Origin of the sequence: Ramlibacter sp., from assembly GCF_035655895.1 — a bacterium.
Taxonomy (GTDB): domain Bacteria; phylum Pseudomonadota; class Gammaproteobacteria; order Burkholderiales; family Burkholderiaceae_C; genus Ramlibacter.
The window spans coordinates 392,301-417,583 of the sequence record NZ_DASRTN010000014.1 but is presented as its reverse complement, the minus strand read 5'-3'; the positions used below and the strand labels follow the sequence as shown (position 1 = coordinate 417,583).

Sequence of the window (25,283 nt, the reverse complement as noted above, 5' to 3'; positions counted from 1 at the left end):
CGCCGGCCTCTTGATGGGCAGCGCCGCGCTGGCGCAGACCACGATGAGGATCAGCATCTCCACCGCGCAGAACTCGCACCAGGGCGTGGCGATCGACACCTTCGCCAAGGAAGTCGAGAAGCGCACCAGCGGGCGCTACAAGGTGCAGACCTTCTACAACGGCTCCCTGGGCGGCGAGCGCGAATCCATCGAGGCGGTCCAGCTGGGCACCCAGGAGCTGGCCTTCAGCTCCAGCGGCCCGGTGCCCAACTTCGTGCCCGAGACCAAGGTGCTGGACGTGCCGTTCCTGTTCCGCGACAAGGCCCATGCCCGCGCCGTCCTCGATGGCCCGGTCGGCCAGGAGCTGCTGGCCAAGTTCGATGCCAAGGGCTTCAAGGCACTGGCCTGGGCGGAGAACGGTTTCCGCCACATGACCAACAGCAAGCGGGACGTGAAGGCGCCCGAGGACCTCAAGGGCCTGAAGATGCGCACCATGGAGAACCCGGTGCACATCGCCGCGTACAAGGGCTTCGGCATCATCACCACGCCGATGGCCTTCCCCGAGGTGTTCACCGCCCTGCAGCAGGGCACCGTCGACGGCCAGGAGAACCCGCTGTCGGTCATCATCGCCTCCAAGTTCGACCAGGTGCAAAAGCACCTGAGCCTGACCGGCCACGTCTACTCGCCCTGCATCTTCCTGATGAACAAGGGCGCGTTCGACAAGCTCAGCGCCGCCGACAAGCAGGCCTTCCTGGACGCTGCCAAAGAGGCCACCAAGGCCAACCGCGCCCGGGTCGACGAGGACGACGCCAAGGGCGTGGCCGACCTGCGCGCCAAGGGCATGACGGTGATCGACAACCTCGACAAGGCCAAGTTCGTGCAGGCGCTGGCGCCGGTGAACGCCGAGTTCGAGAAGCAGTTCGGCAAGGCGACGCTCGAGCGCATCCGCAACTACAAGTAAGCCTGCGGCCCGGCCCGCGCCGCGGGCTGGTCTGCCTCTCGGGGGCCGCGCGCGCGGCCGACGGACTTGAAAGACACCTTCCTGCGCATCGAGCGCGTCACCACGGGCCTGGCCATGGCCGGCGCCTGCCTGATGCTGGTCGTGGCCAGCAGCCTGGGCATGTTCCAGATCATCACCCGCTTCGTGCTGGAGACGCCCGCCGAGTGGACCGAGATCCTGATCCGCCTGGCGCTGATCTGGATGGTGTTCCTGGCGATCCCCGCCGCGTTCCGGCAGGGCGCGATGGTCAGCGTCGATGTCCTCTACCGGTGGAGCGGCCCGAAGACCCGGCGCGCGCTCGACGCCGTCGTCAGCCTCGCCGCGCTGGCGCTGATCCTGGTGATCCTCTGGTGGGGCTGGGACTACTCGGTGCGCGGCCAGGTCCAGTCGATGGCCGGACTGGAGTCGATCTCCATGTTCTGGGGCTACGTGGCGATGCCCGTGGGCGCCCTCTTCTGCACCTTCGGCATCGTGGGCAACTACCTCGATCCGCGCCGCCTGGAACTGGAGACCGCCCAATGACCGCCGCCATGCTCACGACCATGGTGCTGTGCTTTGCGCTCAGCATGTCCGTCGCCGTCTCCATCGGGCTGGCCTCCGTGCTGGGGATCCAGGCCAGCAACGCCAGCATGCTCATCGCCGTCAAGGAGATGTTCGGCTCGATCAACAAGTTTCCGCTGGCGGCCATCCCGTTCTTCATCCTGGCGGGCAACCTGATGGAGACCGGCGGCATCTCGCGCCGGCTGGTGGAATTCGCCAAGAGCATCGTGGGCGGCGTGCAGGGCGGCCTGCCGATCACCTGCGTGCTGACCTGCATGATCTTCGCGGCGGTCTCGGGCTCCTCGGTCGCCACCACGTTCGCCATCGGCGCGATCCTGATCCCCGCGCTGATCAAGCATGGCTACCCGGTCAGCTACGCGGCCGCCCTGCAGGCCACGAGCGCCGAACTCGGCGTCATCATCCCGCCGTCGATCCCGATGATCCTGTACGGCGTCAGCGCCGAAGTGTCGATCGGCGAGCTGTTCATCGCCGGCTTCGGCCCCGGCCTGCTGATCGGCGTCGCCCTGATGGTCTTCGTGTGGGCCTGGTGCAAGTGGAAGGGCTGGGGCAAGAACGACGGCGAGGGCCGGCTCCCATTCGGCCGGGCACTGCTGCAGGCCGGCTGGGCGCTGATGATGCCCGTCATCATCCTGGGCGGCATCTACGGCGGTGTGTTCACGCCCACCGAGGCCTCCGCCGTCGCCGTGTTCTATGCCCTGGTGGTGGGCATGCTGGTCTACCGCGAGATCGGCGTGAAGGATCTGGGCGCGATCCTGCGCAAGTCCGCCATCTCGTCGGCGGTGATCATGTTCATCATCGCCAACGCGGGCCTGTTCGCCTTCCTGATCACGCGCGCCGGCGTGCCCGACGCGATCGGGCGCTGGCTGGAGGCGGTGCTGCAGTCGCCGGCGCTGTTCCTGCTCGGGGTGAACGCGGCGCTGTTCGTGATCGGCATGTTCATCGAGACGAGCGCGGCCATCATCGTGCTCGCCCCCATCCTGGCGCCGGTCGCCCAGCACTTCGGCATCGACCCGGTGCACTTCGGCCTGATCATGGTGGTGAACCTCGCGCTGGGCATGATCACGCCGCCCTTCGGCGTGAACCTGTTCGCCGCCTGCACGGTGGCGCGCATCTCGCTCGACCGCATGATCTCGCAGCTGGTGCCTTTCGTGCTGGTGGTGCTGGCCTGCCTGATGGTCGTCACCTACGTGCCGGCGCTGTCGCTCGGGCTGCGCGACCTGGTCTACGCACGCTGACAGCACGCGGGCGCCGACGTGGCTCGGCGGCGCCCCGTGCCGTTACAATCCGCCGCGTCAGGAGAGCGCTCCTCCGAGGAGCCGCCGAAGGCGCAGGCGCACAGCCGAACGCTCAGGTACCCAGGACTGACGACCGCCCCGGTGCACGGGGCGTTCCTTGCTGGAGAGAGACCGCGGCTCGACCCGGTCCACCGAAGGAGCAAACCCCGTGTAAGGGGTGAATCTCTCAGGTAAAGCGGACAGCAGGGGCCGGCCATGGCCGATACCATGGTTTTGCCGCCCCGCTGGAGAACCGCTTGCCCGCTGCCACGCCTGAGCTTCGCACCACCCCGCTGCACGCCTTGCACCTCGAGCTGGGGGCCCGCATGGTGCCGTTCGCCGGCTACTCGATGCCGGTGCAATACCCGGCCGGCCTGATGGCGGAACACCACCACACGCGCAGCGCCGCCGGCCTGTTCGACGTTTCGCACATGGGGCAGTTGCGCCTGGTGGGGGCCGATGCGGCGGCGGCCTTCGAGTCGCTGATGCCGGTCGACGTGGTCGGCCTGGCGCCCGGCAAGCAGCGCTACGGCCTGCTGCTGACGGACGAGGGCACCATCATCGACGACCTCATGTTCGTCAACCGGGGCGAGGACCTGTTCGTCATCGTCAACGGCGCCTGCAAGGAAGGCGACATCGCCCACCTGCGCGATCGCATCGGCTCCCGCTGCGACATCGTCCCCCTGCCCGATCGCGGCCTGCTCGCCCTGCAGGGACCTCAGGCGGTGAACGCGCTGCAGCGCCTGGTGCCCGGCGTCGAGCGGCTGGTGTTCATGACCGGCGAACGTTTCGCGTGGCAGGGCGGCGAGTTGTTCGTCACCCGCAGCGGCTACACCGGCGAGGACGGCTTCGAGATCTCCGTGCCGGCTGCGCAGGCAGAGGCCCTCGCGCGTGCCCTGCTCTCGCAGCCTGAGGTCCGGCCGGTCGGCCTGGGCGCCCGCAACTCGCTGCGCCTGGAGGCGGGCCTGTGCCTGTATGGCAACGACATCGACACGACGACCACGCCCGTCGAGGCGGGCCTGACCTGGGCGATGCAGAAGGTGCGGCGCACCGGCGGCGCGCGCGCGGGCGGCTTTCCCGGCGCCGATCGCGTGCTGGGCCAGCTCGAGGGCGCGGTGCCGGTGGAACGCCGGCGCGTCGGCCTGGTGGCGCTGGAGCGCGTGCCGGTGCGCGAGCACACGCCGCTGCAGGACGGCACCGGCCGGCCGGTGGGCGAAGTCACCAGCGGCCTGCTCGGCCCCACGATCGACAAGCCGGTGGCGATGGCCTACGTGGCCAGTGCGCACGCGGCGCCGGGCACCCGGCTGCAGGCCCTCGTGCGCGGCAAGCCGGTGCCGATGGAAGTCGCCGCGATGCCGTTCGTGCCGCAGCGCTACCACCGCGGCTGAGCCCGACCCGATTCAACCAAGAAGGAGAAGCGCCATGGCCCTGAAGTACACGTCCGACCACGAATGGATCCAGCTGGAGGACGGCCAGCCGGCCGTCGTCGGCATCACCGTGCACGCGCAGGATGCGCTGGGCGACGTCGTGTTCGTCGACCTGCCCGAGGTCGGCCGCCGCTACGCCAAGGGCGAGGTCGCGGGCGTCGTCGAATCGGTCAAGGCCGCGGCGGACGTGTTCATGCCGGTCAATGGCGAGGTCGTCGAGGTCAACGAGGCGCTGCGCGCCGATCCGGCCCTGGCCAACAGCGATCCGCTCGGCCAGGGCTGGTTCTTCAAGGTCCGCCTGGCCGACGCCGGCGAGCTCGAGGGCCTGATGGACGAGACGGCCTACACGGAGTTTTCCAAGAACGCCTGAGGGCACAGCGCCCTCTCCCGGCCATGCGCTCCGCCTGCGCGCGCGCCGGAGTCCCTGTGAGCAAGCACGGAGTCTGTCGATGTTGATGCAATCCGCCCCCCCGCTGGGCGACCTGGAAAACCGCGCCGAGTTCATCCCGCGCCACATCGGGATCGGCGAGGCCGACGAACGCCACATGCTGTCGGTGATCGGCGAGGCCTCGCGGCGCGCCCTGGTCGAGAGCATCGTGCCGCGATCCATCGCGCGCTCGGCCGCCATGAAGCTGCCGGCCCCGCTGACCGAAGCCCAGGCGCTGGCGGAGCTGCGCGGCATCGCCTCGCGCAACAGGGTGCTGCGCAGCTTCATCGGCCAGGGTTACCACGGCACGCACACCCCGCCGGTGATCCTGCGCAACATCCTGGAGAACCCGGCCTGGTACACCGCCTACACGCCGTACCAGGCCGAGATCTCGCAAGGCCGCATGGAAGCCCTGGTGAACTTCCAGACCATGGTGTGCGACCTGACCGGCATGCCGATCGCCAATGCGTCGATGCTGGACGAGGCGACCGCCGCGGCCGAGGCCATGACGCTGGCCAAGCGCAGCGTCAAGAGCCGCTCCAGCACCTTCGTGCTGGCAGGCGACTGCCATCCGCAGACCATCGAGGTGGTGCGCACGCGCGCCAGGCCGCTGGGCATCGAGGTCGTGGTCGCCAATTCCGCCGAGGAATGGGAACGCGCCCTGGCCGGCGACTTCTTCGCCGCCCTGATCCAGTACCCGGCCAGCAGCGGCTGGGTGCACGACTGGGCGCCCGACGTGAAGCGCATCCACGACAAGCAGGCCGCCGCGATCGTCGCGGCCGACCTGCTGGCGCTGACGCTGCTGGTGCCGCCCGGCGAGTGGGGGGCCGACATCGTGGTGGGCACGACCCAGCGCTTCGGCATGCCGATGGGCGCGGGCGGCCCGCATGCCGCCTATCTCGCCTGCCGCGACGAGTACAAGCGCTCGATGCCGGGCCGGCTGGTGGGCGTGAGCGTGGACAGCCATGGCAACCCGGCGTACCGGCTCGCGCTGCAGACGCGCGAGCAGCACATCCGGCGGGAGAAGGCCACCTCCAACATCTGCACCGCGCAGGTGCTGCCGGCGGTCGTCGCCAGCATGTACGCGGTCTACCACGGGCCCGCTGGCCTGAAGCGGATCGCCCAGCGGGTGGCCAGCTACACGGCGATCCTGGCCCAGGGGCTGGAGCGGCTGGGCTACCGGCAGCACCACCACACGACGGCCTTCGACACCCTGTGCCTGCGCACGGGCGAGCAGACCCAGGCAATCGCCGCCCGCGCGGTGTCGATGGGGGCCAACCTGCGCGTCGCCTGGGACGAGTACCTCTGCATCTCGCTGGACGAGACCACCACCCGCGCCGACATCGAGCTGCTGTGGTCCATCTTCGCGCACGAGGGCCAGGAACTGCCCTCGGTGGCGCAGTTCGACAAGGGCATCGAGCCGCGGATCCCGCAGGAACTGCGCCGCACCAGCGACTTCCTCACGCATCCGGTGTTCAACACGCACCACAGCGAGACGGGGATGCTGCGCTACATCCGCAGCCTGTCCGACAAGGACCTGGCCCTGGACCGCACGATGATTCCGCTGGGCAGCTGCACCATGAAGCTGAACGCGACCAGCGAGATGATTCCCATCACCTGGCCCGAGTTCGCCAACGTCCACCCGTTCGCCCCGCGCGAGCAGTTGCAGGGCTACGCGCAGCTCGACGAGCAGTTGCGCACATGGCTGTGCCAGGCCACCGGCTACGCGGGCATCTCGCTGCAGCCGAACGCCGGCTCCCAGGGCGAATACGCCGGACTGCTGGCGATCAAGGCCTGGCACGAGAGCCGCGGCGACGCGCACCGCAACGTCTGCCTGATCCCCTCGTCGGCGCACGGCACCAACCCGGCCAGCGCCCAGATGGTGGGGATGCAGGTGGTCGTCACGGCCTGCGACGCCAACGGCAACGTGGACATGGACGACCTGAAGGCCAAGTGCGAGCAGCACAGCGCGAACCTGGCCTGCATCATGATCACCTACCCCAGCACCCACGGCGTGTTCGAGATGCAGGTCAAGGAGCTGTGCGAGCTGGTGCACGCGCACGGCGGCCGGGTCTACGTCGACGGCGCGAACATGAACGCCTTGGTGGGCATCGCGGCGCCGGGCGAATTCGGCGGCGACGTCAGCCACCTGAACCTGCACAAGACCTTCTGCATCCCGCACGGCGGCGGCGGCCCCGGCGTCGGGCCGGTGTGCGTGGTCGAGGACCTGGTGCCGTTCCTGCCCGGCCACGAGGCGGGTGGCGTGAAGGGCCACGGCGTGGGCGCCGTGTCCGCGGCGCCGCTGGGGAACGCCGCGGTGCTGCCGATCAGCTGGATGTACTGCCGGATGATGGGCCCCGAGGGACTTCGCCAGGCCACGGAGGTGGCGATCCTGTCGGCCAACTACGTCAGCGCGCGCCTGAAGGACCACTACCCGACGCTGTACGCCAGCGCCAACGGTCACGTCGCGCACGAATGCATCCTGGACCTGCGGCCGCTGAAGGATTCGAGCGGGATCACGGCCGAAGACGTCGCCAAGCGGCTGATCGACTATGGCTTCCATGCGCCCACGCTCAGCTTCCCGGTGGCCGGCACGCTGATGGTCGAGCCCACCGAGAGCGAGACGCTGGAGGAGCTGGACCGGTTCATCGACGCCATGGTGGCGATCCGCGAGGAGATCCGCCGGGTGGAACGCGGCGAATGGCCGCAGGACGACAACCCGCTCCGGCACGCGCCGCACACCGCCGCGGCGCTGCTGCGGGGCGAGTGGACGCATGCGTACCCACGCGAGGCCGGCGCCGCCGTGCTCGACGAGCGGCGCCACGCCAAGTACTGGCCGCCGGTCGGCCGGGTCGACAACGTCTACGGCGACCGCAACCTGTTCTGCGCCTGCGTGCCGATGTCGGCCTACGAGTGAGCGCACGGGCGTCGCGGCCCTCTTGAAATCCGCGGCGGGTGTCGCTACCTCCTGTCCGCGCGGCACCCGCCGCGCACCGATCCAACGAATCGAGCATGGAGGTTGCGATGCTGAACACATCGTTCCGGCCTGCCGCGGACGTCTTCGGTGAGCTCAGCCGGCTGCAGAACGTCCTCGACCAGGTCTTTCGTCCGCTGGAGCGCTCCAGCATCCGGGCCCTGCCGGGCGCCGGCTTCCCCGTCATCAACGTCGGGACGACGCCCGAGAGCATCGAGGTCATGGCGATGGCGCCGGGCCTGGACCCGGCCGCCCTGCAGGTCACCGTCGACCGCGGCTTGCTGGTCATCGCCGGCGAGCGCCGCAGCGAGCTGCCCGAGGGCCGCGAGGGCACCAGCGTGTACGCCCGCGAACGTTTCGCGGGGCCGTTCCGCCGCGTGGTCGGGCTGCCGGAAGACGCCGATCCGTCGCGCATCGAGGCCAGCTACCGGGACGGCGTCCTGCGCATCACCGTGGCCAAGCGCGAGTCGTCCCGCCCGCGCCGCATCGAAGTGAACTGAGGAGGTCCGCATGTCGAACGAAGTGCAAACCCGCCATGGCCGGGCGACCGCCGAGGCCACTCAGGCCGGCGCTTCCGGCGCTCCGCACAGGGTGCCGCCGGTGGACGTGTTCGAGGACGAGTCGGGCATCACCCTGCTGGCCGACCTGCCGGGGGTGAGCCGGGACCGCCTCTCGGTCCGTGTGGATGGCGACAGCCTGACGATCGAGGGGACGGCCGAGGTCACCGGTCCGCGCGAGATGGAGCTGGTCTACGGCGACGCCCAGCCCCCGGTCTGGCGCCGGGCGTTCACGCTGAGCCGGGAGCTGGACGCCGGCCGCATCGAGGCGCAACTCAAGGACGGCGTGCTGCGCCTGACAGTGCCGAAGGCCGAGGAAGCCAGGCCGCGGCGGATCGAGGTGCGCGTCGGCTGACCCGCGCCGCCCGCGGGTCAGCCGGCGCTGGCAGGCCTGTGCCATCATTCGCCCGGGCCGCGTGGGCCCGGGAGCGGGGATTGGAAGTCAAGGCCTTCATCGTCGAGGACAACAACGCCATCCGCGAGAGCCTGGTGGAGGCCCTCGCGGAGCTGGCAGGCATCCGGACCGTCGGGCAGGCGGCCCAGGCATCGGAGGCGATCGCCTGGCTGGCCGACCCCGCGAACGACTGGAACCTCGCCATCGTCGACCTGCTCCTGGACGAGAGCGGCACCGGCCTGGATGTGCTCAAGGCGCTGCGCGGCCGGGCACCCGGCCGCAGGGTGGTGGTGCTCACCGCCACCGCCAGCGGCGTGGTGCGCGACCAGTGCCTGGCGCTGGGCTGCGACAACGTGTTCGACAAGTCCATGGACACCGACGCCCTGCTCGACTGGTGCATGTCGCTCGGCGGCCGCCGGCCCGGCCCCGTGGACCGCTGAGTTCCCGCGCCCCATAATCGCGCATCCCGGCGCAGACCGGGAGCAAGCAAAGGGGAGTTGTCCGGCGCGGCCCGAGCCGCCGCGCCACAACCAGCGAGGACAACCCATGAACGATCCGGCCATCCTCGTGGTGGACGACAACCCCGACCACCTCGAGCTCATCGTGATGGCGCTGGAGGACTGCTGCGCGACCGCCCGCATCGTGACCGCGAGCGAGGGCGCGCAGGCGCTCGATTTCCTGTTCGGCCGTGGTGAGCATGCCGGCCGCGACACCACCCGCCAGCCACGGCTGGTGATCCTGGACCTCAAGCTGGTGCGCCTGAGCGGGCTCGAGGTGCTGCGTGCCATCCGCGCCGACCCCCGCACCACGACGCTGCCGGTGGTGATCCATTCCTCGTCGGTCGAGGACCGCGACGTCGCCGAATGCTATGCCGGCGGGGCCAGCGGCTACGTGCGCAAGGCCACCGACTTCGACGACCTGCGCGCCAAGATGCGGCGGCTGCACGACTTCTGGGTCCTGGGCAGCGGCCCGGCGCCGTCATCGGGCGGCGCCGACGGCGCCACCTAGGTCGCGCCGACCGATCCCGTCACCGGCAGCACGATCCCCGTGATGTAGCTCGCGCAGGCCGGCGAGGCCAGGAACACGTAGGCCGGCGACAGCTCCTCCGGCTGGGCCGGGCGCTTGAAGTCGCTGGACTTGCCGAACTGGGCAATCTTGTCGGCGCTCTGGTCGGCCGGGTTGAGCGGCGTCCAGACCGGCCCCGGGGCAATGGCGTTGACCCGGATTCCCTTGTCGATCAGGCTGGACGCCAGCGACATGGTGAACGCGTGGATGGCGCCCTTGGTGGCCGAGTAGTCCAGCAGCTGGCCGCTGCCCCGCAAGCCCACCACCGAGCCGGTGTTGATGATCGAGGCGCCGGGCTTCAGGTGCGGCAGGGCCGCCCGGGCCATGTAGAAGTACCCGAAGATGTTGGTCTTCATGGTCTCTTCGAGCCGCTCGTCGGTGATGTCGGCCAGCGAATCGGCGTGCTCCTGAAATGCCGCGTTGTTCACCAGGATGTCCAGCCGGTTGAACTCGGCCACGGTCTTCTCGACCGCCGATCGGCAGAACCCCGAATCCTTCACGTCCCCGGGGATCAGCAGGCAGCGCCGGCCTTCCTTCTCCACCCAGCGCTTGGTCTCCTGCGCGTCCTGGTGCGCCGTGAGGTAGACGATGGCCACGTCGGCGCCTTCCCGGGCGAACAGCACCGCCACCGCCCGGCCGATGCCGGAGTCACCACCGGTGATGAGCGCGGTCATGCCCTGGAGCTTGCCGCTGCCGCGGTAGTCGGGCGCCTCGAACCGGGGGCGCAGTTCCATGTCGGCCTCGAGGCCGGGCTTGGGCAGGTGCTGCGCCGGAAGATCCTCCGGCTGGGCGCGGTGGCCGGTCTGCGGCGACTTGGGCTGCTGCTGCCCGCCCTCGCCGCCCTTGGCCTTGGTGTCGTCCTTGCGATCCTGTTCGCGCTGGATGTCGCGCTGCTTCTCGGCTGCTGCGTCCGTGGCGCCGCGCGCGCTGTCCCGCGCGGTGGGTTTGTCGTCCATGGGTGTGCCTCCTTCTGGCAAACCGCCATCATGGGCACGGCACTCCGGGCGACCTGTAGAAGTTCGCGGTCCGACCGCGTCGGAGCGGGCCTACAGCCCCGCCGCCTCCTTGGCCCGCAGCTTGGCCCCGATGTACTCGCCATGCGTGACGTGCAGCAGCCCGGCGATCCGCGAGATCACGTGGTTCTCGTGCGCGCCGAGTTCGCCGTCGGCATAGGCCACCCGCCACATGGTCTCCACCACGGCAACCTTCTGGCCCTGGTCGAGGGCGTCGTTGACCTGGGACGTGAACTGGTGGAAGTCCGAGGCGGTGCGCGAGGCCTGCTCCGCCAGCGCGACCAGCTCCTCCAGCTCCGCGGGCCCCAGGTCGAAGCGGCGCCGCAAGGCCGCGAGCACGGTCTCGCGCTCCTGCACGGACACCTGCGGATCGGCCCGCATCACCTCGACGAGCAGGACGGCGCACGCCAGTTGCAGGGAACGGGGATCGGGCGCCGCGGGCACGGAAGCGCCGCCGAGCACATCGAACAGGTCACGGAAACTGCGGAACATGTCCGACCGACCGGCTCAGCGCATCGAAAGTTCCTGCAGCCGCGCCGGATCCACCGGCTTGGTCCAGTGGTGGTCGAACCCGGCCCGGGCGGCGGCGTCCTTGTCCTGCTGCTGGCCCCAGCCGGTGAGCGCGATCAGGATCGGCTGGCGGACCCCTTCCAGCCGGCGGATCCGGCGGGCGACCTCGTAGCCGTCGAAGTCCGGCAGTCCGATGTCCAGCAGCACGACGTCCGGCCGGAACTCGGCCGTGCGGGCGACGGCTGTCGCGCCGTCGTTGGCGATGCGCACGTCGTTGCCTGACATCTGCAGCAACTCGGCCACCGTCGATGCCGCATCCTCGTTGTCGTCCACCACCAGCACCCGTCGCTGCGCCTGCGTGGCCGGGGCCGGCGAGGGGCTGACGATCCCGGCGCGGGCGGCCGCCGCACGGCGCTGGCGCGGCAGGCGCACCACGAACTCGCTGCCCTGCTCCAGGCCCGCGCTGAAGGCTTCGACGTGGCCGCCATGCAGACGCACCAGTCCCTCGACCAGCGACAGCCCGATGCCCAGCCCGCCCTGGCGCCGCTCGGTGGGCTGCTTGACCTGGGTGAACAGGCCGAACACCTTGCCGAGCATGTCGGGCGCGATGCCGGTGCCGTTGTCCTGGACCCGCACCACCAGTTCCTCGGGCTGGGCCTCGACCGACAGGTCGATGCGCCCTCCTTTGCGGGTGTACTTGGCGGCGTTGTTCAGCAGGTTGGAGAACACCTGGGCCAGACGCGCAGGATCGGCCACGAGGTCGGTGGGCTCGTCGGGGAACGAGATCGACAGCTTGTGGTGCGCCGCCTCGATGTGCGGTCGGCTGATCTCCACCGCAGAGGCGATGACGCTCACCAGGTTGGTCGGTTCCTTCTTGAGTTCGACCTTGCCGGTGCCGATGCGCGAGACGTCCAGCAGGTCGTCGACCAGGCGCGACAGCTGCCCCACCTGGCGCTCGATGATGTCGCCCACCTGTTCGATGCGCACCGGATCGCCCCGGGCGCGCTTGATGATGGACAGGCCGTTCCAGATCGGCGCGAGCGGGTTGCGCAACTCGTGGGCCAGGGTGGCCAGGAAGACGTCCTTGGCCCGGTCGGACTCGCGCAGCGCGAGCAGCAGCTGCGCATTGTCGATCGCCACCGCGGCGCGGCGCGCCAGGTCTTCCGCCAGCGCCAGGTCGCCCGGGCCGTACCGCCGGCCGGATTCGGCAGTGATGAAGGTCAGCACCCCCATCGTGCGGCCGCGCGCGCTCAGCGGCACGCCGATGTACGAGCGCAGGCCCAGGTTGCGCAGGATGTCGAGCAGCTCCGGGGAGGAGGTGCCCGCCTGCAGCATCTCGAAGGTGATCTCGGGGACCAGCATGCCCTGCCCTGTCCGCAGCACGTTCCAGGTGCCGCTCGTGCTCGCCGGGTCGGGTGGAAACTGCCGGTGGAGTTCGTGCGCGAGATGCACCTTCTCCGGGTCGACGTGCGCGGCGGACACCCGCTCGAGCGTGCCGTCCGGCTGGAGCAGGTCCACCGCGCACCAGTCGGCAAAGTGCGGCACCGCCAGGCGGGCGATCCGGTCGAGGGTGGTCTCGTAGTCGGCCACCCCCGCCAGCTCGGCGCTGGCTTCGGCCAGGAACTTCAGGTCGTGCTCGATGTGCTTGCGGCGCGTGATGTCGAGGCACACGCCGGCCATCAGCACGGGTTGGTCATCGGCGTCGCGCCGGACGCACCCGCGCCCTTCCAGCCAGCGCACCCCGCCCTCGGGCAGGAACACCCGGTACTCGGTGCGGTGCCAGCCGGTGCTGCGGATGGACTCGTCGATCGCCGCGCGCACCCGCTCCCGGTCCTCCGGATGCACCAGGTCGTAGTAGCTCTCCCCCTCGGCGGCCGGCGTGCCCGGCGGCAACCCGTGCAGCAGCTCCATGCCGGGCCACCAGGTGCTGCGGCCGGTCGGCAGGTGCACCTGCCAGATGCCCATGCCACCCGCGTCGAGCGCCAACCGGAGCAGTTCCTCCTTCTGGCGCAGGGTCTCGGCGAGGCCGGCCGCACCGATCCCATCCGGGAGGTCAGGGTCGGCCGCGGACGGCCGGCTCTCCTCATCGTGCGGCGGCTGGTCGATCCGGCTGAGCATGGCGGGCTGAGAGCAATGGGCAGTCCTAGCGTAGCGGGAAACCATTCCCCCCATGGCCCTGGGAATGCCATGCACGACGCATGCAATGCGCATGTTCCGCTCAGCCAGACAGCATGGAGCCCCACGCCATCGGGCTCGGCTGCTATCAATTCATGAGCCAGCCGAGGCGTACGTCTGACGTAACAAGTGCATCCGGGTGCGATCAGCCCTGACGATCCAGCCGATCCGTGCGCCACGCGCACGCCGTCGCGGCCAGCGCGAGGACCGCAGCCAGCCCGTACATCTGCTCGAAGCCGAGCCGGGAGACCACGGTGCCGCCGCCGACCACGCCGGCGACGCCGCCCAGTCCGTAGCCGATGACGGTGAAGAGCGCCTGTCCGCGACCGCGCAGCCGGCCCGGGAAATGGCGGGTGATCATGGCAATGCAGGCGGTGTGGTGGGTGGCGAAGGTGAGCGCGTGCAGCACCTGGGCGATGAACAGCGCGGCGAGCCACCCGCCGCCGCCGCCGGTCAGGGCCATCCGCGCGACGGTGGCGACGCCGCACACCACCAGCCAGCGCGTCATCGGCAGGGCACGCAGCAGCCGCCCCTGGGAGAAGAACCAGGCGATTTCGACCACGACCGACACCGCCCAGAGCGCGCCGATCATCGCCTTGCTGTAGCCGCGGGCGTCCAGGTACAGGGAGAAGAAGCCGTAGACGGCGAAATGCGCCATCACGTGGAAGAACAGCGAGGCGAAGAACCACCGCACTGCCGGCTGGCGCAGCACCGGCAGCACCGGTGCGCCGCGCTCGTGCGCCTGGACCGCCTTCTCGCGGGTGTCGGGCAGCCACCAGGTGCAGCCCAGCACCGCGAGCAGCGTCACCAGTGTCCAGCCCGGGAAATGCCCCATGCCGAAGTGCTCGAACCAGGCGCCGGCGGTGAAGACCGTCACCATGAACCCGGCCGAACCCCACAGGCGCACCCGCCCGTAGCGCCCCCAGTCGCCCGCCACCAGATGGGCCATGGCCGCCTCGGTCAGCGACATCATCGAGCTGGTGTGCGTGAACATCAGCAGCAGGACCGCGGCCACCCACCAGGCGCTGCCGTCGAACCAGAGCCCCAGCGAGCACAGCAGGGCGATCAAGGCGCTCAGCCGCAGCAGCCGCACGCGCTCACCCGTGTGGTCGGACAGCGCTCCCCAGGCATAGGGGGCGAACACCCGCGTGAACGACTGGACCGAGGTCAGCAGGCTGATCACCACGATCGGCAGGCCCAGGTGCTTGAGCCACAGCGGCAGGTACGGGTTGAAGAAGCCGATGTGGGCGAAGTAGGTCGCCGACAGTGCGGCGAACGGCGCCAGCTGGCGCCCGCTCGGCGCCTCCTGCTGCATCACGGGCGTCAGAGGAAGGAAGCGGCGATCGCGGGCAGCGGCGGCTGCACGTCCGCGTTCTGGGCACGGTGGCGCAGCACGTGGTCCATCACGACCAGCGCCAGCATGGCCTCGGCGATGGGCGTGGCCCGGATGCCGACGCAGGGATCGTGGCGGCCCTTGGTGACCACCTCGGTCGTCTGGCCTTGCAGGTCGATGGTCTCGCGCGGGCTGATGATCGAGCTGGTCGGCTTGATGGCGATGGAGACGTCCAGGTCCTGGCCCGTGCTGATGCCCCCGAGGACGCCGCCGGCGTTGTTGGTGCGAAAGCCGCCCGGGGTGAGCGAGTCGCCATGCGTCGTGCCCCGCTGGGTGACGCTGGCAAAGCCGGCCCCGATCTCGACGCCCTTGACGGCGTTGATGCCCATCATCGCCCAGGCGATGTCGGCATCGAGCTTGTCGAACAGCGGCTCGCCGAGCCCCGGCGGCACGTTGGTGGCCGTGACCCGGATGCGCGCGCCGCAGGAGTCGCCGGCCTTGCGCAGGGCGTCCATGTAGGCCTCCAGGGGGGAGACATCGGCCACCGGTGCGAAGAACGGGTTGTGCGGCACGTGGTCCCAGGACTCGAAGCCGATCTCGATCTCGCCGATCTGCTGCATGCAACCGCGGAACAGCATGCCGTGCTTGTGCGCCAGCCACTTCCTGGCCACCGCGCCGGCCGCGACCATGGGCGCGGTGAGACGCGCCGACGACCGGCCGCCGCCGCGCGGATCGCGCAGCCCGTACTTCTGGATGTAGGCGTAGTCGGCGTGGCCCGGACGGAACGTGCGGGCGATGTCGGTGTAGTCCTTGCTGCGCTGGTCGGTGTTGCGGATGAGCAGGCAGATGGGGGTGCCGGTGGTCAGGCCCTCGTACACGCCGGACAGGATCTCGACCCGGTCCTCCTCCTGGCGCTGGGTGACATGGCGGCTGGTGCCCGGGCGGCGGCGGTCGAGGTCCGGCTGGATGTCGGCTTCCGACAGCGGCAGGCCGGGCGGGCAGCCGTCGACCACGCAGCCGATCGCCGGGCCGTGCGACTCACCGAAATTGGTGACCGCGAACAGGGTGCCGAAGGTGTTGCCGCTCATGGGCGGCGATTATCCCAGAGCGACTCTGGCGCTCAGAGCTGCGCGGTCGGGTGCGCGTCCTCGCCGCTGGGCCAGTCGCGGATGTAGGCCTTGAGCATGCGGTTCTCGAAGTTCTGGCTGTCCACCACGGCCTTGGCGACGTCGTAGAAGCTGATCACGCCCATCAGCATGCGCTTGTCCATCACCGGCATGTAGCGGGCATGGCGCTCCAGCATCATGCGCCGCACCTCGTCGAGCTCGGTCTCGGACGTGCAGGTGAGCGGGTAGTCGTCCATCGCGGTGCGCACGCGCCGGTCGCCGACCACGCCGTTGTTCTTGACGATGCACAGGATGACTTCGCGGAAGGTCAGCATGCCCACCAGATCGCCGTGCTCCATCACGACCAGCGAACCGATGTCCTTCTCCGCCATGGTTTCGATCGCGCGGGACAGCGGTTCATCCGGCGCGACGGTGTACAGGATGCTGCCCTTGACGCGAAGGATGTCGCTGACTTTCATGACGGTGTCTCCTCGTGGCCGGCCGCCCCGGCCGGTGCGGATGAATATAGCCCACAATTCCGCGCAGAGACAGAGCCCCGCAGGGGACGAAGGAGACACATGCCCGGCCATTCCGACCCCGGCTTCGACACGCTGGCGCTGCACGCCGGCGCCGCCCCCGACCCCGCCACCGGCGCGCGCGCGGTGCCGATCCACCTGACCACGTCCTTCGTCTTCGAGTCCAGCGACCACGCGGCCGCCCTCTTCAACCTCGAGCGCGCCGGTCACGTCTACTCACGCATCAGCAACCCGACCAACGCCGTGCTCGAGCAGCGCGTGGCCGCCCTTGAAGGCGGCATCGGCGCCATCGCCACCGCGAGCGGCCAGGCCGCGCTGCATCTGGCCATCGCCACGCTGATGGGCTCGGGCTCGCACATCGTCGCCAGCACCGCGCTGTACGGCGGGTCGCAGAACCTGCTGCACTACACGATGCGGCGCTTCGGGATCGAGACCACGTTCGTGCAACCCGGCGACATCGACGGCTGGCGTGCGGCGATCCGGCCCGAGACCCGCCTGCTCTTCGGCGAAACCGTCGGCAACCCCGGGCTGGACGTGCTGGACATCCCCACGGTCTCGGCCATCGCCCACGAGGCCGGTGTGCCACTGCTGGTGGACTCGACCCTCACCTCACCCTGGCTCATGCAGCCCCTCTCGCACGGCGCCGACCTGGTCTACCACTCGGCCACCAAGTTCCTCTCGGGCCACGGCACGGTGATCGGCGGCGTGCTGGTCGACGGCGGCAGCTTCGACTGGGACCGTTCGGGCAAGTTCGCGGGCCTCACCGCGCCCTACGACGGCTTCCACGGCATGGTCTTCAGCGAGGAATCGACCGTTGGCGCGTTCCTGCTGCGGGCGCGGCGCGAGGGCCTGCGCGACTTCGGCGCCTGCATGAGTCCGCACACCGCCTGGCTGATCCTGCAGGGCATCGAGACCCTGCCGCTGCGCATGGAGCGCCACGTGCGCAACACCGAGAAGGTGGTGCAGTTCCTCGCATCCCACCCCTTCGTCGAGCGGGTCGGTCACCCGATGCTGGCGTCGCACCCCAGCCACGCGCTGGCCCGGCGGCTGCTGCCGCGCGGCGCCGGCTCGGTGTTCAGCTTCGACATGAAGGGCCACCGGGACCAGGGCCGCCGCTTCATCGAGACGCTCCAGGTGTTCAGCCACCTGGCCAACGTGGGCGATTGCCGCTCGCTGGTGATCCATCCGGCCAGCACCACCCACTTCCGCATGAGCGACGAGGCGCTGGCGGGCGCCGGCATCGCCCAGGGCACGATCCGCCTGTCCATCGGCCTGGAGGATCCGGACGACCTGATCGACGACCTCAAGCGCGCCCTGCGGGCGGCGGAAAAGGCGGCCTGACATGGACCTCGTCGTCAAGGGCCGGCGCACCTACTGCTACACGGGCGGCAGGCCATTCGCCGCAGGTCGTCCGACCGTGGTGTTCCTGCACGGCGTGCTGAACGACCACAGCGTCTGGATCCTGCAGACACGCTCCTTCGCGCACCACGGCTGGAACGTGCTGGCGCCCGACCTGCCCGGGCACTGCCGCAGCGAGGGCGAGCCGCCGGCTTCGGTCGAGGAAGCGGCCCAGTTCGTGCTCGACCTGCTGGACGCCGCCGGGGTGCAGCGCGCCGCACTCGTGGGCCACAGCTTCGGCTCGCTGGTGGCCATGGAGGCGGCGGCGCGCGCGCCGCAGCGCGTCTCGCACCTCGCGCTGCTCGGCACCGCGTTCCCGATGAAGGTGTCGGCCGCGCTGCTGGAGAGTTCCCTGGCGCAGCCGATGAAGGCGATCGACATGGTCAACGTGTTCTCGCACGCGACGCTCGCGCCGCCGCCGTCCGCCCTGGGCCCCGGCACCTGGCTCTACGGCGGCTCGCGGGCCCTGATGAAGCGGGTGCTGGCCAGCAACCCGCGGGTGAACCTGTTCCACCGCGGGTTCGTCGCCTGCGACAGCTACCGCGGCGGCGAGGACGCCCTGGCCCGTGCGCAGTGCCCGGTGCTGTTCGTGCTGGGCCGGCGCGACGCGATGACGCCGCCGAAGGCCGCGCAGTCCCTGCAGGCGAAAGCGGCCGGCGCGACGACGGTGCTGGTCGACGCGGGCCACCAGATGATGGCCGAGGCGCCCGACGCGGTGCTGGCGGCCTTGCAGGATTTCGTGCGCCCATGACCGCGGACGCGATCACGCCGCCGATGGCGCCGGCGCGCGCGGTCGAGATCGCGCAGTCCTTCGACCTGCGGGCACTGCCGCCGGACTTCTACGCCAACCCCTTCCCGGTGTACGCCGTGCTGCGCGAGCGCGAGCCCGTGCGCCGGATGCCGGACGGTTCGTTCTTCCTGACCCGCCATGCCGACCTGGTGGCGGTGTACCGCGACGCACACGCCTTCAGCTCGGACAAGAAGGTCGAGTTCACGCCCAAGTACGGCGAGGGCTCGCCGCTGCTCGCGCACCACACGACCAGCCTGGTGTTCAACGACCCGCCGTTGCACACGCGGGTGCGCAAGCTGATCATGGGCGCCCTCACCCGGCGCGCCATCGCCGACATGGAGCCGGGCCTCGTCGCGCTGGTCGACGGCCTGCTCGACCGCATCGCCGCGCGCGGCGGCGGCGACCTGATCGGCGACTTCGCCGCCGCGATCCCGGTCGAGATCATCGGCAACCTGCTGGACGTGCCGCACGGCGAACGCGGGCCGCTGCGCGACTGGTCGCTGGCGATCCTGGGCGCCCTGGAGCCGCGGCTGTCGCCAGAGCAGCAGCAGGCCGGCGACCGCGGCGTCGCGGAGATGCTCGACTACCTCAGTGGCCTGGTCGCGCGCCGGCGCCGCCAGCCGGGCGACCCCGAGCACGACGTCCTGACCCGCCTGATCCAGGGCGAAGGCGGCGAGCAGCTGTCCGGACACGAGCTGCTGCACAACTGCATCTTCATCCTGAATGCGGGCCACGAGACCACCACCAACCTGATCGGCAACGCGCTGGTGTCGCTGCAGGAGTGGCCCGCCCAGAAGCAGTGGCTGCTCGCCGCGGTCGGCAGCCGGCCCGGTGATCCGGCCGCGGAGCCGGTGCTCGCGGCGGCGGTCGACGAATTCCTGCGGTTCGAATCCTCCAACCAGCTGGGCAACCGTCGCGCGCTGCATGCGTGCGACGTCGGCGGCGTGCCGCTGCCGCCAGGCGCCCTGGTCACGCTGTGCATCGGTGCGGCCAACCGCGATCCGGCGCAGTTCGAACAGGCGGACCTGCTGCGGCTGGACCGGGTGGGCAACCGCCACCTGGCGTTCGGGTTCGGCATCCACCAGTGCGCCGGGCTCAGCCTGGCCCGGCTGGAAGGCCGGGTGGCGATCGGCCGCTTCCTGGCGCGCTTTCCCGCTTACCGCCTGACGGCGCCGCCGGTGCGGGGCGGCCGCGCACGCTTCCGGGGCTTCCTGCACGCGCCGTTCGCCGTCGCCTAAACTGCCGCGAACAACACCAGGAGACAAACCATGGGCGCCACCAGCACGACGACCATCGATCCGCGAACGCTCACGTCCTTCGCGCAGTTCTATCCGTTCTACCTGTCCGAGCATGGCAACCGCACCTGCCGGCGGCTGCACTTCTTGGGCTCGTCCCTCGGGCTGGCCTGCCTGGGCCTGCTGCTCGCCACCGGCAATCCCTGGTGGCTGCCCGCCGGCCTGGTCGCCGGCTATGCCTTCGCCTGGATCGGGCACTTCGGTTTTGAGAAGAACAAGCCGGCCAGCTTCAAGCGCCCGCTCTACAGCTTCATGGGCGACTGGGTGATGTACAAGGACATCTGGACCGGAAAGATCCCGTTCTAGGCCGGCGCAGCGGCCTCGCTGCCCGGCCTGCTGGAGGCGCCGGCAGGCTGCGCGCACGACCTGTCGTTTCCGCCTAGAGCACGTCCTTCAGGTACAGGCTCGACAAGGCGCCGTGCCCCCAGAGCCGCGCCGTCGCGTCGGTTCGCGGCAGCAGCAGATGCCGCAGCAGCGGCTCGACCGCGGTCGACTGCGCGTCGGCCAGCAGCACGTAGCGCGTGGCGACCGCGTCGTCGATCTCGTTCAGGCGGCCCAGCCAGTCCAGCTGCACGAGCGATTCGAGCACCGGTTCGAGCTGCAGCGGGTCCACCCCCAGCGTGCGCACCAGCTCGTCGACGTTCATCCCGCGTCGCGCCGAGTTGCGAACCCGGTGCAGTTGCTGCAGGACCTCGAGTGCGAGCTGGAACTGCCAGCCATGGAGGGTCGGAGTGCGCCGGGTGGCGCCCAGCAGGCTGGGCAGGTAGGCCGCCACCACGGCGCCCATCAGCACCACCAGCCAGGCAAGGTAGATCCAGACGAGCAGGATCGGGACCGTGGCGAACGCGCCGTACACCACCGAGTACGTCGGCACCAGCCCGAGGTACCAGGCCAGCAGCCGCTTGGCCGCCTCGATCCCGAACGCGGCCACCACGCCGCCCGCCACCGCGTGGGCCGGGCGCACCGGCGTGTTCGGAACGAACCGGTACAGGCAGGTCAGCCCCCCGGTCAGCAGCACGAACTCCAGCACGTCGAGCAGGAACCGCACGACGCCCGGAACGCCGCTGACCAGCCCGCGCGACGCATACAGGGCGTACGAAGTCACGCTGATGCTGGCGCCCAGGAGCAGCGGCCCGAGCGTCATCACGGCCCAGTAGATCAGCACCCGCTGCGCGAGTGGACGGTGGCGCCGCACCCGCCAGATGTTGTTGAGGGTGCGGTCGATCGTCAGCACCAGGGCCAGCGCCGAGAGGAACAGCGCGCCCAGCCCGACCACGCCGAGCCGGCTGGCCTTGCCCGCGAACTGCGTGAGGTACCCGAGCACCTGGCGCGCGATGGCGTCGGGCACCAGGCTCTGCACCAGCCAGGACTGCACCGCGCCCTGCAGCTTGCCGAACATCGGGAAGGCGGTGAAGACCGCCAGTGCCACCGTGACCATCGGCACCAGGGCGATGGTGGTGGTGAACGTGAGGCTGCTGGCGGTCAGGCCCAGGCGGTCCTCGCGGAACCGCTCGCGCAGCGTGCGCGCCGCCGACAGCCAGGGAAAGCGCGAGAGCTCGGCGAGCAGCGAGGCCACGTTCATCGGCCGCTATGATGCCATCGCCCATGGACGAGACCCTCAACGAAGTGCGCGAGGCCCCGGCCGACCTGCGCCGCATCCGCGCCCTCGCCGTCGGCAGCCTGGCGGCCCTCATCGTGCTGGGCGTCGCCTGGGAGCTCGTGCTCGCACCGCTGCGACCCGGCGGTTCGGCCTGGGTGCTGAAGGTGGCGCCGCTGCTGCTTGCGCTGGCCGGCCTGCTGCGTCACCGCATGTACACCTACCGGTGGGTGAGCCTGCTGGTCTGGCTGTATGTCGCCGAAGGGGCCATGCGCGCCTGGAACGACCCGGTCGCCCCGGCCTGGCTGCCGCTCCTGCAGATCGCCCTGAGCCTGCTGCTGTTCGCGGCGTGCGCGCTGCACGTGCGCAGCCGGCTCGGCTGGAAAAGGAAGACCACCTCATGACCGCATTGATCGACACCCTGCGCGCCTGCGTCGGCGCACCGAACGTCCTGACCGAGGGCGACCTGGGTGCCTGGGAGCAGGACTGGCGCAAGCGCGTGCGCGGCAAGGCGCTGGCCGTGGTGCGGCCGGCCAGCACCGCCGAAGTGGCCGCGGTGGTCCGGGCGTGCGCCGCCGCCGGCACCTCGATCGTGCCGCAGGGCGGCAACACCGGGCTGGTCGTGGGCGGCGTGCCCGACGCGAGCGGAACGCAGGTGGTCCTGAGCCTGCAGCGCATGCACGCGGTGCGCGAGGTCGACCGCGAGAACCTCACGATGACGGTCGAGGCCGGTTGCGTGCTGCAGGCGGTGCAGCAGGCAGCCGACGATGCCGGCCTGCTGTTCCCCCTCAGCCTGGCGGCCGAGGGCAGTTGCACCATCGGCGGCAACCTGTCCACCAATGCCGGCGGCACGCAGGTGCTGCGGTACGGCAATGCGCGCGAGCTGTGCCTGGGGCTGGAAGTCGTCACGGCCTCGGGCGAGGTCTGGGAAGGACTGACCGGGCTGCGCAAGGACAACACCGGCTACGACCTGCGCCAGCTGTTCATCGGCAGCGAAGGCACGCTGGGGATCATCACGGCCGCCACGCTCAAGCTCTATCCCCGCCCGGCCGCGACCCTGACGGCCTGGGCCGCCGTGCCCTCGGTGCGGCACGCGGTGCGCCTGCTGGCGCTGGCCCAGGGCCGGCTGGGGTCGGGCCTCACCGGCTTCGAGATGATGGGGAGCTTCGCCCTGCAGCTGGTGGCGCGGCACTACCCGCAGCAGCGCGTGCCCTTCGTCGAGGACAGCCCCTACGGCGTGCTGCTGGAGAACACCGACCACGAGTCGGAAGCGCACGCGCGGGCGCAGTTCGAGTCGCTGCTGGAGGCCGCGCTGGAGGAAGGCTGCGCGACCGACGCCGTGGTCGCCGAGAACCTGGCGCAGGCGCACCAGCTGTGGCACGTGCGCGAAAGCATCCCGATGGCGCAGGCCGAGGAAGGCCTGAACGTCAAGCACGACATCTCGGTGCCGATCTCGCGCATCCCCGCGTTCTGCGAGGAAACGGGCGCCCTGCTGGAGAAGTCGATCCCGGGCGTGCGGCTGGTGAACTTCGGCCACCTGGGCGACGGCAACCTGCACTACAACGTGCAGGCCCCGCAGGGTGGCGACGCGCAGGCGTTCCTGCGCGCCAACGAGGAGCGGATCAACACCCTCGTGTACGACCAGGTGCACCGCTTCGGCGGTTCGATCTCCGCCGAGCACGGCATCGGCGAGCTCAAGGCGGCCAAGCTGCCGCACTACAAGTCGCCGGTGGCGCTGGAGCTGATGCGGGCGGTCAAGCGCGCGCTGGACCCCGACAACCTGCTGAACCCGGGCCGCGTGCTGGGGGCCTGACGCCGGGACGGCGCCCGGCGTTGCCGTGCGGCAACCCGGGCGGTCACGCCGGGCGTGATAATCCGGCCACTCCGCTTCCAGGGAGCCACGCGCCCCCGCAACATCCGCTCCCATGACCTCCGCGCGCCCTGTCCGCACCCAGTACGAAGACTTCATGCGCCATGTGTTCACGCATGGCGCGCCCAAGCCCGACCGCACCGGCACCGGGACGCGCAGCGTGTTCGGCTACCAGATGCGGTTCGACCTGAACGAGGGCTTCCCGCTGGTGACCACCAAGAAGGTCCACCTGAAGTCCATCATCCACGAGCTGCTCTGGTTCCTGGAAGGATCGAGCGACAACAACCGGCTGCGCGAGCGCGGGGTGACGATCTGGGACGAGTGGGCCCGCGAGGACGGCGACCTGGGCCCGGTGTACGGCGTCCAGTGGCGCAGCTGGCCCACGCCCGATGGCGGCCAGATCGACCAGATCGCCGAAGCCGTCAGGACGATCCGCACCAATCCGGATTCGCGCCGCATCATCGTCAGCGCCTGGAACGTGGCCGACATCCCGAAGATGGCGCTGGCGCCGTGCCATGCGTTCTTCCAGTTCTACGTGGCGGACGGCAAGCTGTCCTGCCAGCTGTACCAGCGCAGCGCCGACATCTTCCTGGGCGTTCCGTTCAACATCGCCAGCTATGCCCTGCTCACGCACATGATGGCGCAGCAGTGCGACCTGGGGGTGGGCGATTTCATCTGGACCGGTGGCGACTGCCACATCTACAGCAACCACCACGAGCAGGTGGAGCTGCAGCTCTCGCGCGCGCCCTTCCCGTATCCCACGCTGAACATCAAGCGGCGGCCGGCCTCGATCTTCGAGTATGCGTACGAAGACTTCGAGGTAATGGACTACCAGTGCCACGCGGCGATCAAGGCGCCGGTGGCGGTCTGATGGAACTGGGCCTGGTGTACGCCCGCGCCGCCAACGGCGTGATCGGCCGCGAGGGCGGCCTGCCCTGGCACCTGCCGGAGGATCTGGCGCACTTCAAGCGGGTCACGCTGGGGGCGCCCGTCATCATGGGCCGCAAGACCTGGGACTCGCTGCCGCCGAAGTTCCGCCCCCTGCCGGGCCGGCGCAACATCGTCGTGACGCGTCAGGCGAATTGGCGTGCCGAGGGCGCCGAGCGCGCAGGGTCCCTGGCCGAGGCAGTGGCATCCTGCGCAGACGCGCCGAAGGCCTGGGTGATCGGTGGTGGCGAGCTGTACGCGCAGGCGGCGCCGCTGGCCCGGGTGGCGCAGGTCACCGAGATCGACCAGGCCTTCGAGGGCGACGCGTTCGCCCCCGTGCTGGGCGCCGGCTGGCACGAAGTCGCGCGCGAGCGCCACGTGTCGGGCGGCGGCCTGGCGTTCAGTTTCGTCACGTACCACCACAGCCCTTCGCTCGGAGATTGACATGTCAGGAGCCGGATTCCACGTCCACGGACCGCACGACCACGAACTGGAGCACGCCACCCAGCATGCCGCGGCCGGTCATGGCGAGTCCTCGCACCACGGCATCGCCGGCGGCAGCATGACCAACCAGATCGCGATGTTCACCGCCGTCATCGCGACGGTCGGTGCGATCTTCGCGTACATGGGCGGCGCCACCCAGGCCAACGCCGGCCTGTACAAGAACAACGCCGCCATCCGCAAGACGGAGGCCTCGAACCAGTGGAACTACTTCCAGGCCAAGAGCACGAAGCAGTCCCTGGCCGAGATGTCGCGCGACCTGGCGGCCACCGAGCCGGACCGTGCCAAGTACCAGGCCAAGGTGGACCGCTACGAGAAGGAAAAGAAGGACATCGAGGCCGAAGCGCGCAAGATCGAGGCGGAAGCCAAGGCCTGGGACGAGCGCAGCGAAGCGCAGATGCACCAGCACCACCGCTGGGCGCAGGCGACCACCGCGCTGCAGGTGTCCATTGCCCTCGCGGCGATTGCGCTGCTCACCAAGAAGAAGTGGCTGGAATACGGCATGTTCGGTCTCGGCGCCATCGGCGTGGGCATCGGCGCGCTGGCAGCCCTGCACATCTGATCGCACGGGCGG

At 70.2% G+C, this 25,283-nt stretch carries 26 protein-coding genes and 2 riboswitches; of the genes, 19 read left to right on the top strand and 7 right to left on the bottom strand.

The window, feature by feature from the left end; translation table 11 throughout:
* The first annotated feature begins 13 nt into the window (after window positions 1–13).
* The 10 genes from VFE82_RS18995 (at window position 14) to VFE82_RS18950 (ending at window position 9,601) form a co-directional block, all read left to right on the top strand.
* Window positions 14–940 carry a TRAP transporter substrate-binding protein gene (locus VFE82_RS18995; protein WP_414708786.1) on the top strand — a complete coding sequence of 309 codons (927 nt, stop codon included), beginning with the start codon at window positions 14–16 and terminating at the stop codon, window positions 938–940.
* A 66-nt stretch (window positions 941–1,006) separates the two neighbouring features.
* On the top strand, window positions 1,007–1,501 hold the full coding sequence (locus VFE82_RS18990; protein WP_325001903.1) for a TRAP transporter small permease: 495 nt from the start codon (window positions 1,007–1,009) through the stop codon (window positions 1,499–1,501).
* Window positions 1,498–2,775, top strand: coding sequence for a TRAP transporter large permease (locus VFE82_RS18985; RefSeq protein WP_325001902.1), 1,278 nt, complete (start codon window positions 1,498–1,500; stop codon window positions 2,773–2,775). Before VFE82_RS18990 ends, VFE82_RS18985 begins: the two co-directional genes overlap by 4 nt.
* Window positions 2,776–2,830: 55 nt before the next feature.
* Window positions 2,831–2,907, top strand: a riboswitch (glycine riboswitch).
* An 18-nt stretch (window positions 2,908–2,925) separates the two neighbouring features.
* A riboswitch (glycine riboswitch) is annotated at window positions 2,926–3,028 on the top strand.
* Window positions 3,029–3,140: 112 nt separating this feature from the next.
* A complete protein-coding gene (gene gcvT, locus VFE82_RS18980; RefSeq protein WP_325001965.1) occupies window positions 3,141–4,202 on the top strand; it encodes a glycine cleavage system aminomethyltransferase GcvT in 1,062 nt (353 codons plus the stop codon).
* Between the two features lie 34 nt (window positions 4,203–4,236).
* A complete protein-coding gene (gene gcvH, locus VFE82_RS18975; protein WP_325001901.1) occupies window positions 4,237–4,611 on the top strand; it encodes a glycine cleavage system protein GcvH in 375 nt (124 codons plus the stop codon).
* A 79-nt stretch (window positions 4,612–4,690) separates the two neighbouring features.
* Window positions 4,691–7,585 (top strand): aminomethyl-transferring glycine dehydrogenase, encoded by a 2,895-nt coding sequence (gene gcvP, locus VFE82_RS18970; protein ID WP_325001900.1) that lies wholly within the window; start codon window positions 4,691–4,693, stop codon window positions 7,583–7,585.
* 107 nt (window positions 7,586–7,692) lie between these two features.
* A complete protein-coding gene (locus VFE82_RS18965) occupies window positions 7,693–8,142 on the top strand; it encodes an Hsp20/alpha crystallin family protein (protein ID WP_325001899.1) in 450 nt (149 codons plus the stop codon).
* Window positions 8,143–8,152: 10 nt separating this feature from the next.
* Window positions 8,153–8,554 (top strand): Hsp20/alpha crystallin family protein, encoded by a 402-nt coding sequence (locus VFE82_RS18960; protein WP_325001898.1) that lies wholly within the window; start codon window positions 8,153–8,155, stop codon window positions 8,552–8,554.
* An 80-nt stretch (window positions 8,555–8,634) separates the two neighbouring features.
* A complete protein-coding gene (locus VFE82_RS18955) occupies window positions 8,635–9,033 on the top strand; it encodes a response regulator (RefSeq protein ID WP_325001897.1) in 399 nt (132 codons plus the stop codon).
* A gap of 106 nt (window positions 9,034–9,139) precedes the next feature.
* Window positions 9,140–9,601, top strand: coding sequence for a response regulator (locus VFE82_RS18950; RefSeq protein ID WP_325001896.1), 462 nt, complete (start codon window positions 9,140–9,142; stop codon window positions 9,599–9,601).
* Here the strand turns inward: VFE82_RS18950 and VFE82_RS18945 are convergent.
* From VFE82_RS18945 to VFE82_RS18920, 6 genes are all read right to left on the bottom strand, one after another.
* Window positions 9,598–10,614 (bottom strand): SDR family oxidoreductase, encoded by a 1,017-nt coding sequence (locus tag VFE82_RS18945; RefSeq protein WP_325001895.1) that lies wholly within the window; start codon window positions 10,612–10,614, stop codon window positions 9,598–9,600. The genes VFE82_RS18950 and VFE82_RS18945 overlap by 4 nt on opposite strands.
* 90 nt (window positions 10,615–10,704) lie before the next feature.
* Window positions 10,705–11,163, bottom strand: a complete 459-nt coding sequence (locus VFE82_RS18940; protein WP_325001894.1) for a TerB family tellurite resistance protein — start codon at window positions 11,161–11,163, stop codon at window positions 10,705–10,707.
* 15 nt (window positions 11,164–11,178) lie between these two features.
* On the bottom strand, window positions 11,179–13,299 hold the full coding sequence (locus VFE82_RS18935; RefSeq protein ID WP_325001893.1) for a hybrid sensor histidine kinase/response regulator: 2,121 nt from the start codon (window positions 13,297–13,299) through the stop codon (window positions 11,179–11,181).
* Between the two features lie 202 nt (window positions 13,300–13,501).
* Entirely contained in the window at window positions 13,502–14,671 is a 1,170-nt protein-coding gene (locus VFE82_RS18930) for an MFS transporter (RefSeq protein WP_325001892.1), read from the bottom strand.
* Between the two features lie 8 nt (window positions 14,672–14,679).
* Window positions 14,680–15,777, bottom strand: coding sequence for a chorismate synthase (gene aroC, locus VFE82_RS18925; RefSeq protein ID WP_325001891.1), 1,098 nt, complete (start codon window positions 15,775–15,777; stop codon window positions 14,680–14,682).
* A 32-nt stretch (window positions 15,778–15,809) separates the two neighbouring features.
* Complete coding sequence (locus VFE82_RS18920) at window positions 15,810–16,274, bottom strand: CBS domain-containing protein (RefSeq protein WP_325001890.1); 465 nt, start codon at window positions 16,272–16,274, stop codon at window positions 15,810–15,812.
* A 99-nt stretch (window positions 16,275–16,373) separates the two neighbouring features.
* Here VFE82_RS18920 and VFE82_RS18915 point away from each other — a divergent pair, with 99 nt between their 5' ends.
* From VFE82_RS18915 to VFE82_RS18900, 4 genes are read left to right on the top strand one after another with little or no spacing between them, the layout of a single operon-like run.
* On the top strand, window positions 16,374–17,672 hold the full coding sequence (locus tag VFE82_RS18915) for an O-acetylhomoserine aminocarboxypropyltransferase (RefSeq protein WP_325001889.1): 1,299 nt from the start codon (window positions 16,374–16,376) through the stop codon (window positions 17,670–17,672).
* A gap of 1 nt (window position 17,673) precedes the next feature.
* Window positions 17,674–18,480: an alpha/beta hydrolase gene (locus VFE82_RS18910; protein WP_325001888.1), complete on the top strand. Its 807-nt coding sequence runs from the start codon at window positions 17,674–17,676 to the stop codon at window positions 18,478–18,480.
* Window positions 18,477–19,757 (top strand): cytochrome P450, encoded by a 1,281-nt coding sequence (locus VFE82_RS18905; RefSeq protein WP_325001887.1) that lies wholly within the window; start codon window positions 18,477–18,479, stop codon window positions 19,755–19,757. The genes VFE82_RS18910 and VFE82_RS18905 overlap by 4 nt, the downstream gene beginning before the upstream one ends.
* Window positions 19,758–19,787: 30 nt before the next feature.
* The gene (locus VFE82_RS18900) at window positions 19,788–20,120 is read left to right on the top strand and encodes a DUF962 domain-containing protein (protein ID WP_325001886.1); all 333 of its coding nucleotides are present in this window, start codon (window positions 19,788–19,790) and stop codon (window positions 20,118–20,120) included.
* A 73-nt stretch (window positions 20,121–20,193) separates the two neighbouring features.
* Here VFE82_RS18900 and VFE82_RS18895 read toward each other — a convergent pair whose 3' ends face one another.
* Window positions 20,194–21,396, bottom strand: coding sequence for a YihY family inner membrane protein (locus VFE82_RS18895; RefSeq protein WP_325001885.1), 1,203 nt, complete (start codon window positions 21,394–21,396; stop codon window positions 20,194–20,196).
* A 23-nt stretch (window positions 21,397–21,419) separates the two neighbouring features.
* On the opposite strand from VFE82_RS18895, the gene VFE82_RS18890 reads away from it, so the two are divergent.
* The 5 genes from VFE82_RS18890 to VFE82_RS18870 all read left to right on the top strand — a co-directional run bounded on the left by VFE82_RS18890 (window position 21,420) and on the right by VFE82_RS18870 (window position 25,271).
* On the top strand, window positions 21,420–21,815 hold the full coding sequence (locus VFE82_RS18890) for a DUF2069 domain-containing protein (RefSeq protein ID WP_325001884.1): 396 nt from the start codon (window positions 21,420–21,422) through the stop codon (window positions 21,813–21,815).
* Window positions 21,812–23,224, top strand: coding sequence for an FAD-binding oxidoreductase (locus VFE82_RS18885; RefSeq protein WP_325001883.1), 1,413 nt, complete (start codon window positions 21,812–21,814; stop codon window positions 23,222–23,224). The genes VFE82_RS18890 and VFE82_RS18885 overlap by 4 nt, the downstream gene beginning before the upstream one ends.
* Window positions 23,225–23,336: 112 nt before the next feature.
* Window positions 23,337–24,152, top strand: a complete 816-nt coding sequence (locus VFE82_RS18880; RefSeq protein ID WP_325001882.1) for a thymidylate synthase — start codon at window positions 23,337–23,339, stop codon at window positions 24,150–24,152.
* The gene (locus tag VFE82_RS18875) at window positions 24,152–24,652 is read left to right on the top strand and encodes a dihydrofolate reductase (RefSeq protein ID WP_325001881.1); all 501 of its coding nucleotides are present in this window, start codon (window positions 24,152–24,154) and stop codon (window positions 24,650–24,652) included. Before VFE82_RS18880 ends, VFE82_RS18875 begins: the two co-directional genes overlap by 1 nt.
* A gap of 1 nt (window position 24,653) precedes the next feature.
* The gene (locus VFE82_RS18870) at window positions 24,654–25,271 is read left to right on the top strand and encodes a DUF4337 domain-containing protein (protein ID WP_325001880.1); all 618 of its coding nucleotides are present in this window, start codon (window positions 24,654–24,656) and stop codon (window positions 25,269–25,271) included.
* The last annotated feature ends 12 nt before the right edge of the window (window positions 25,272–25,283 follow it).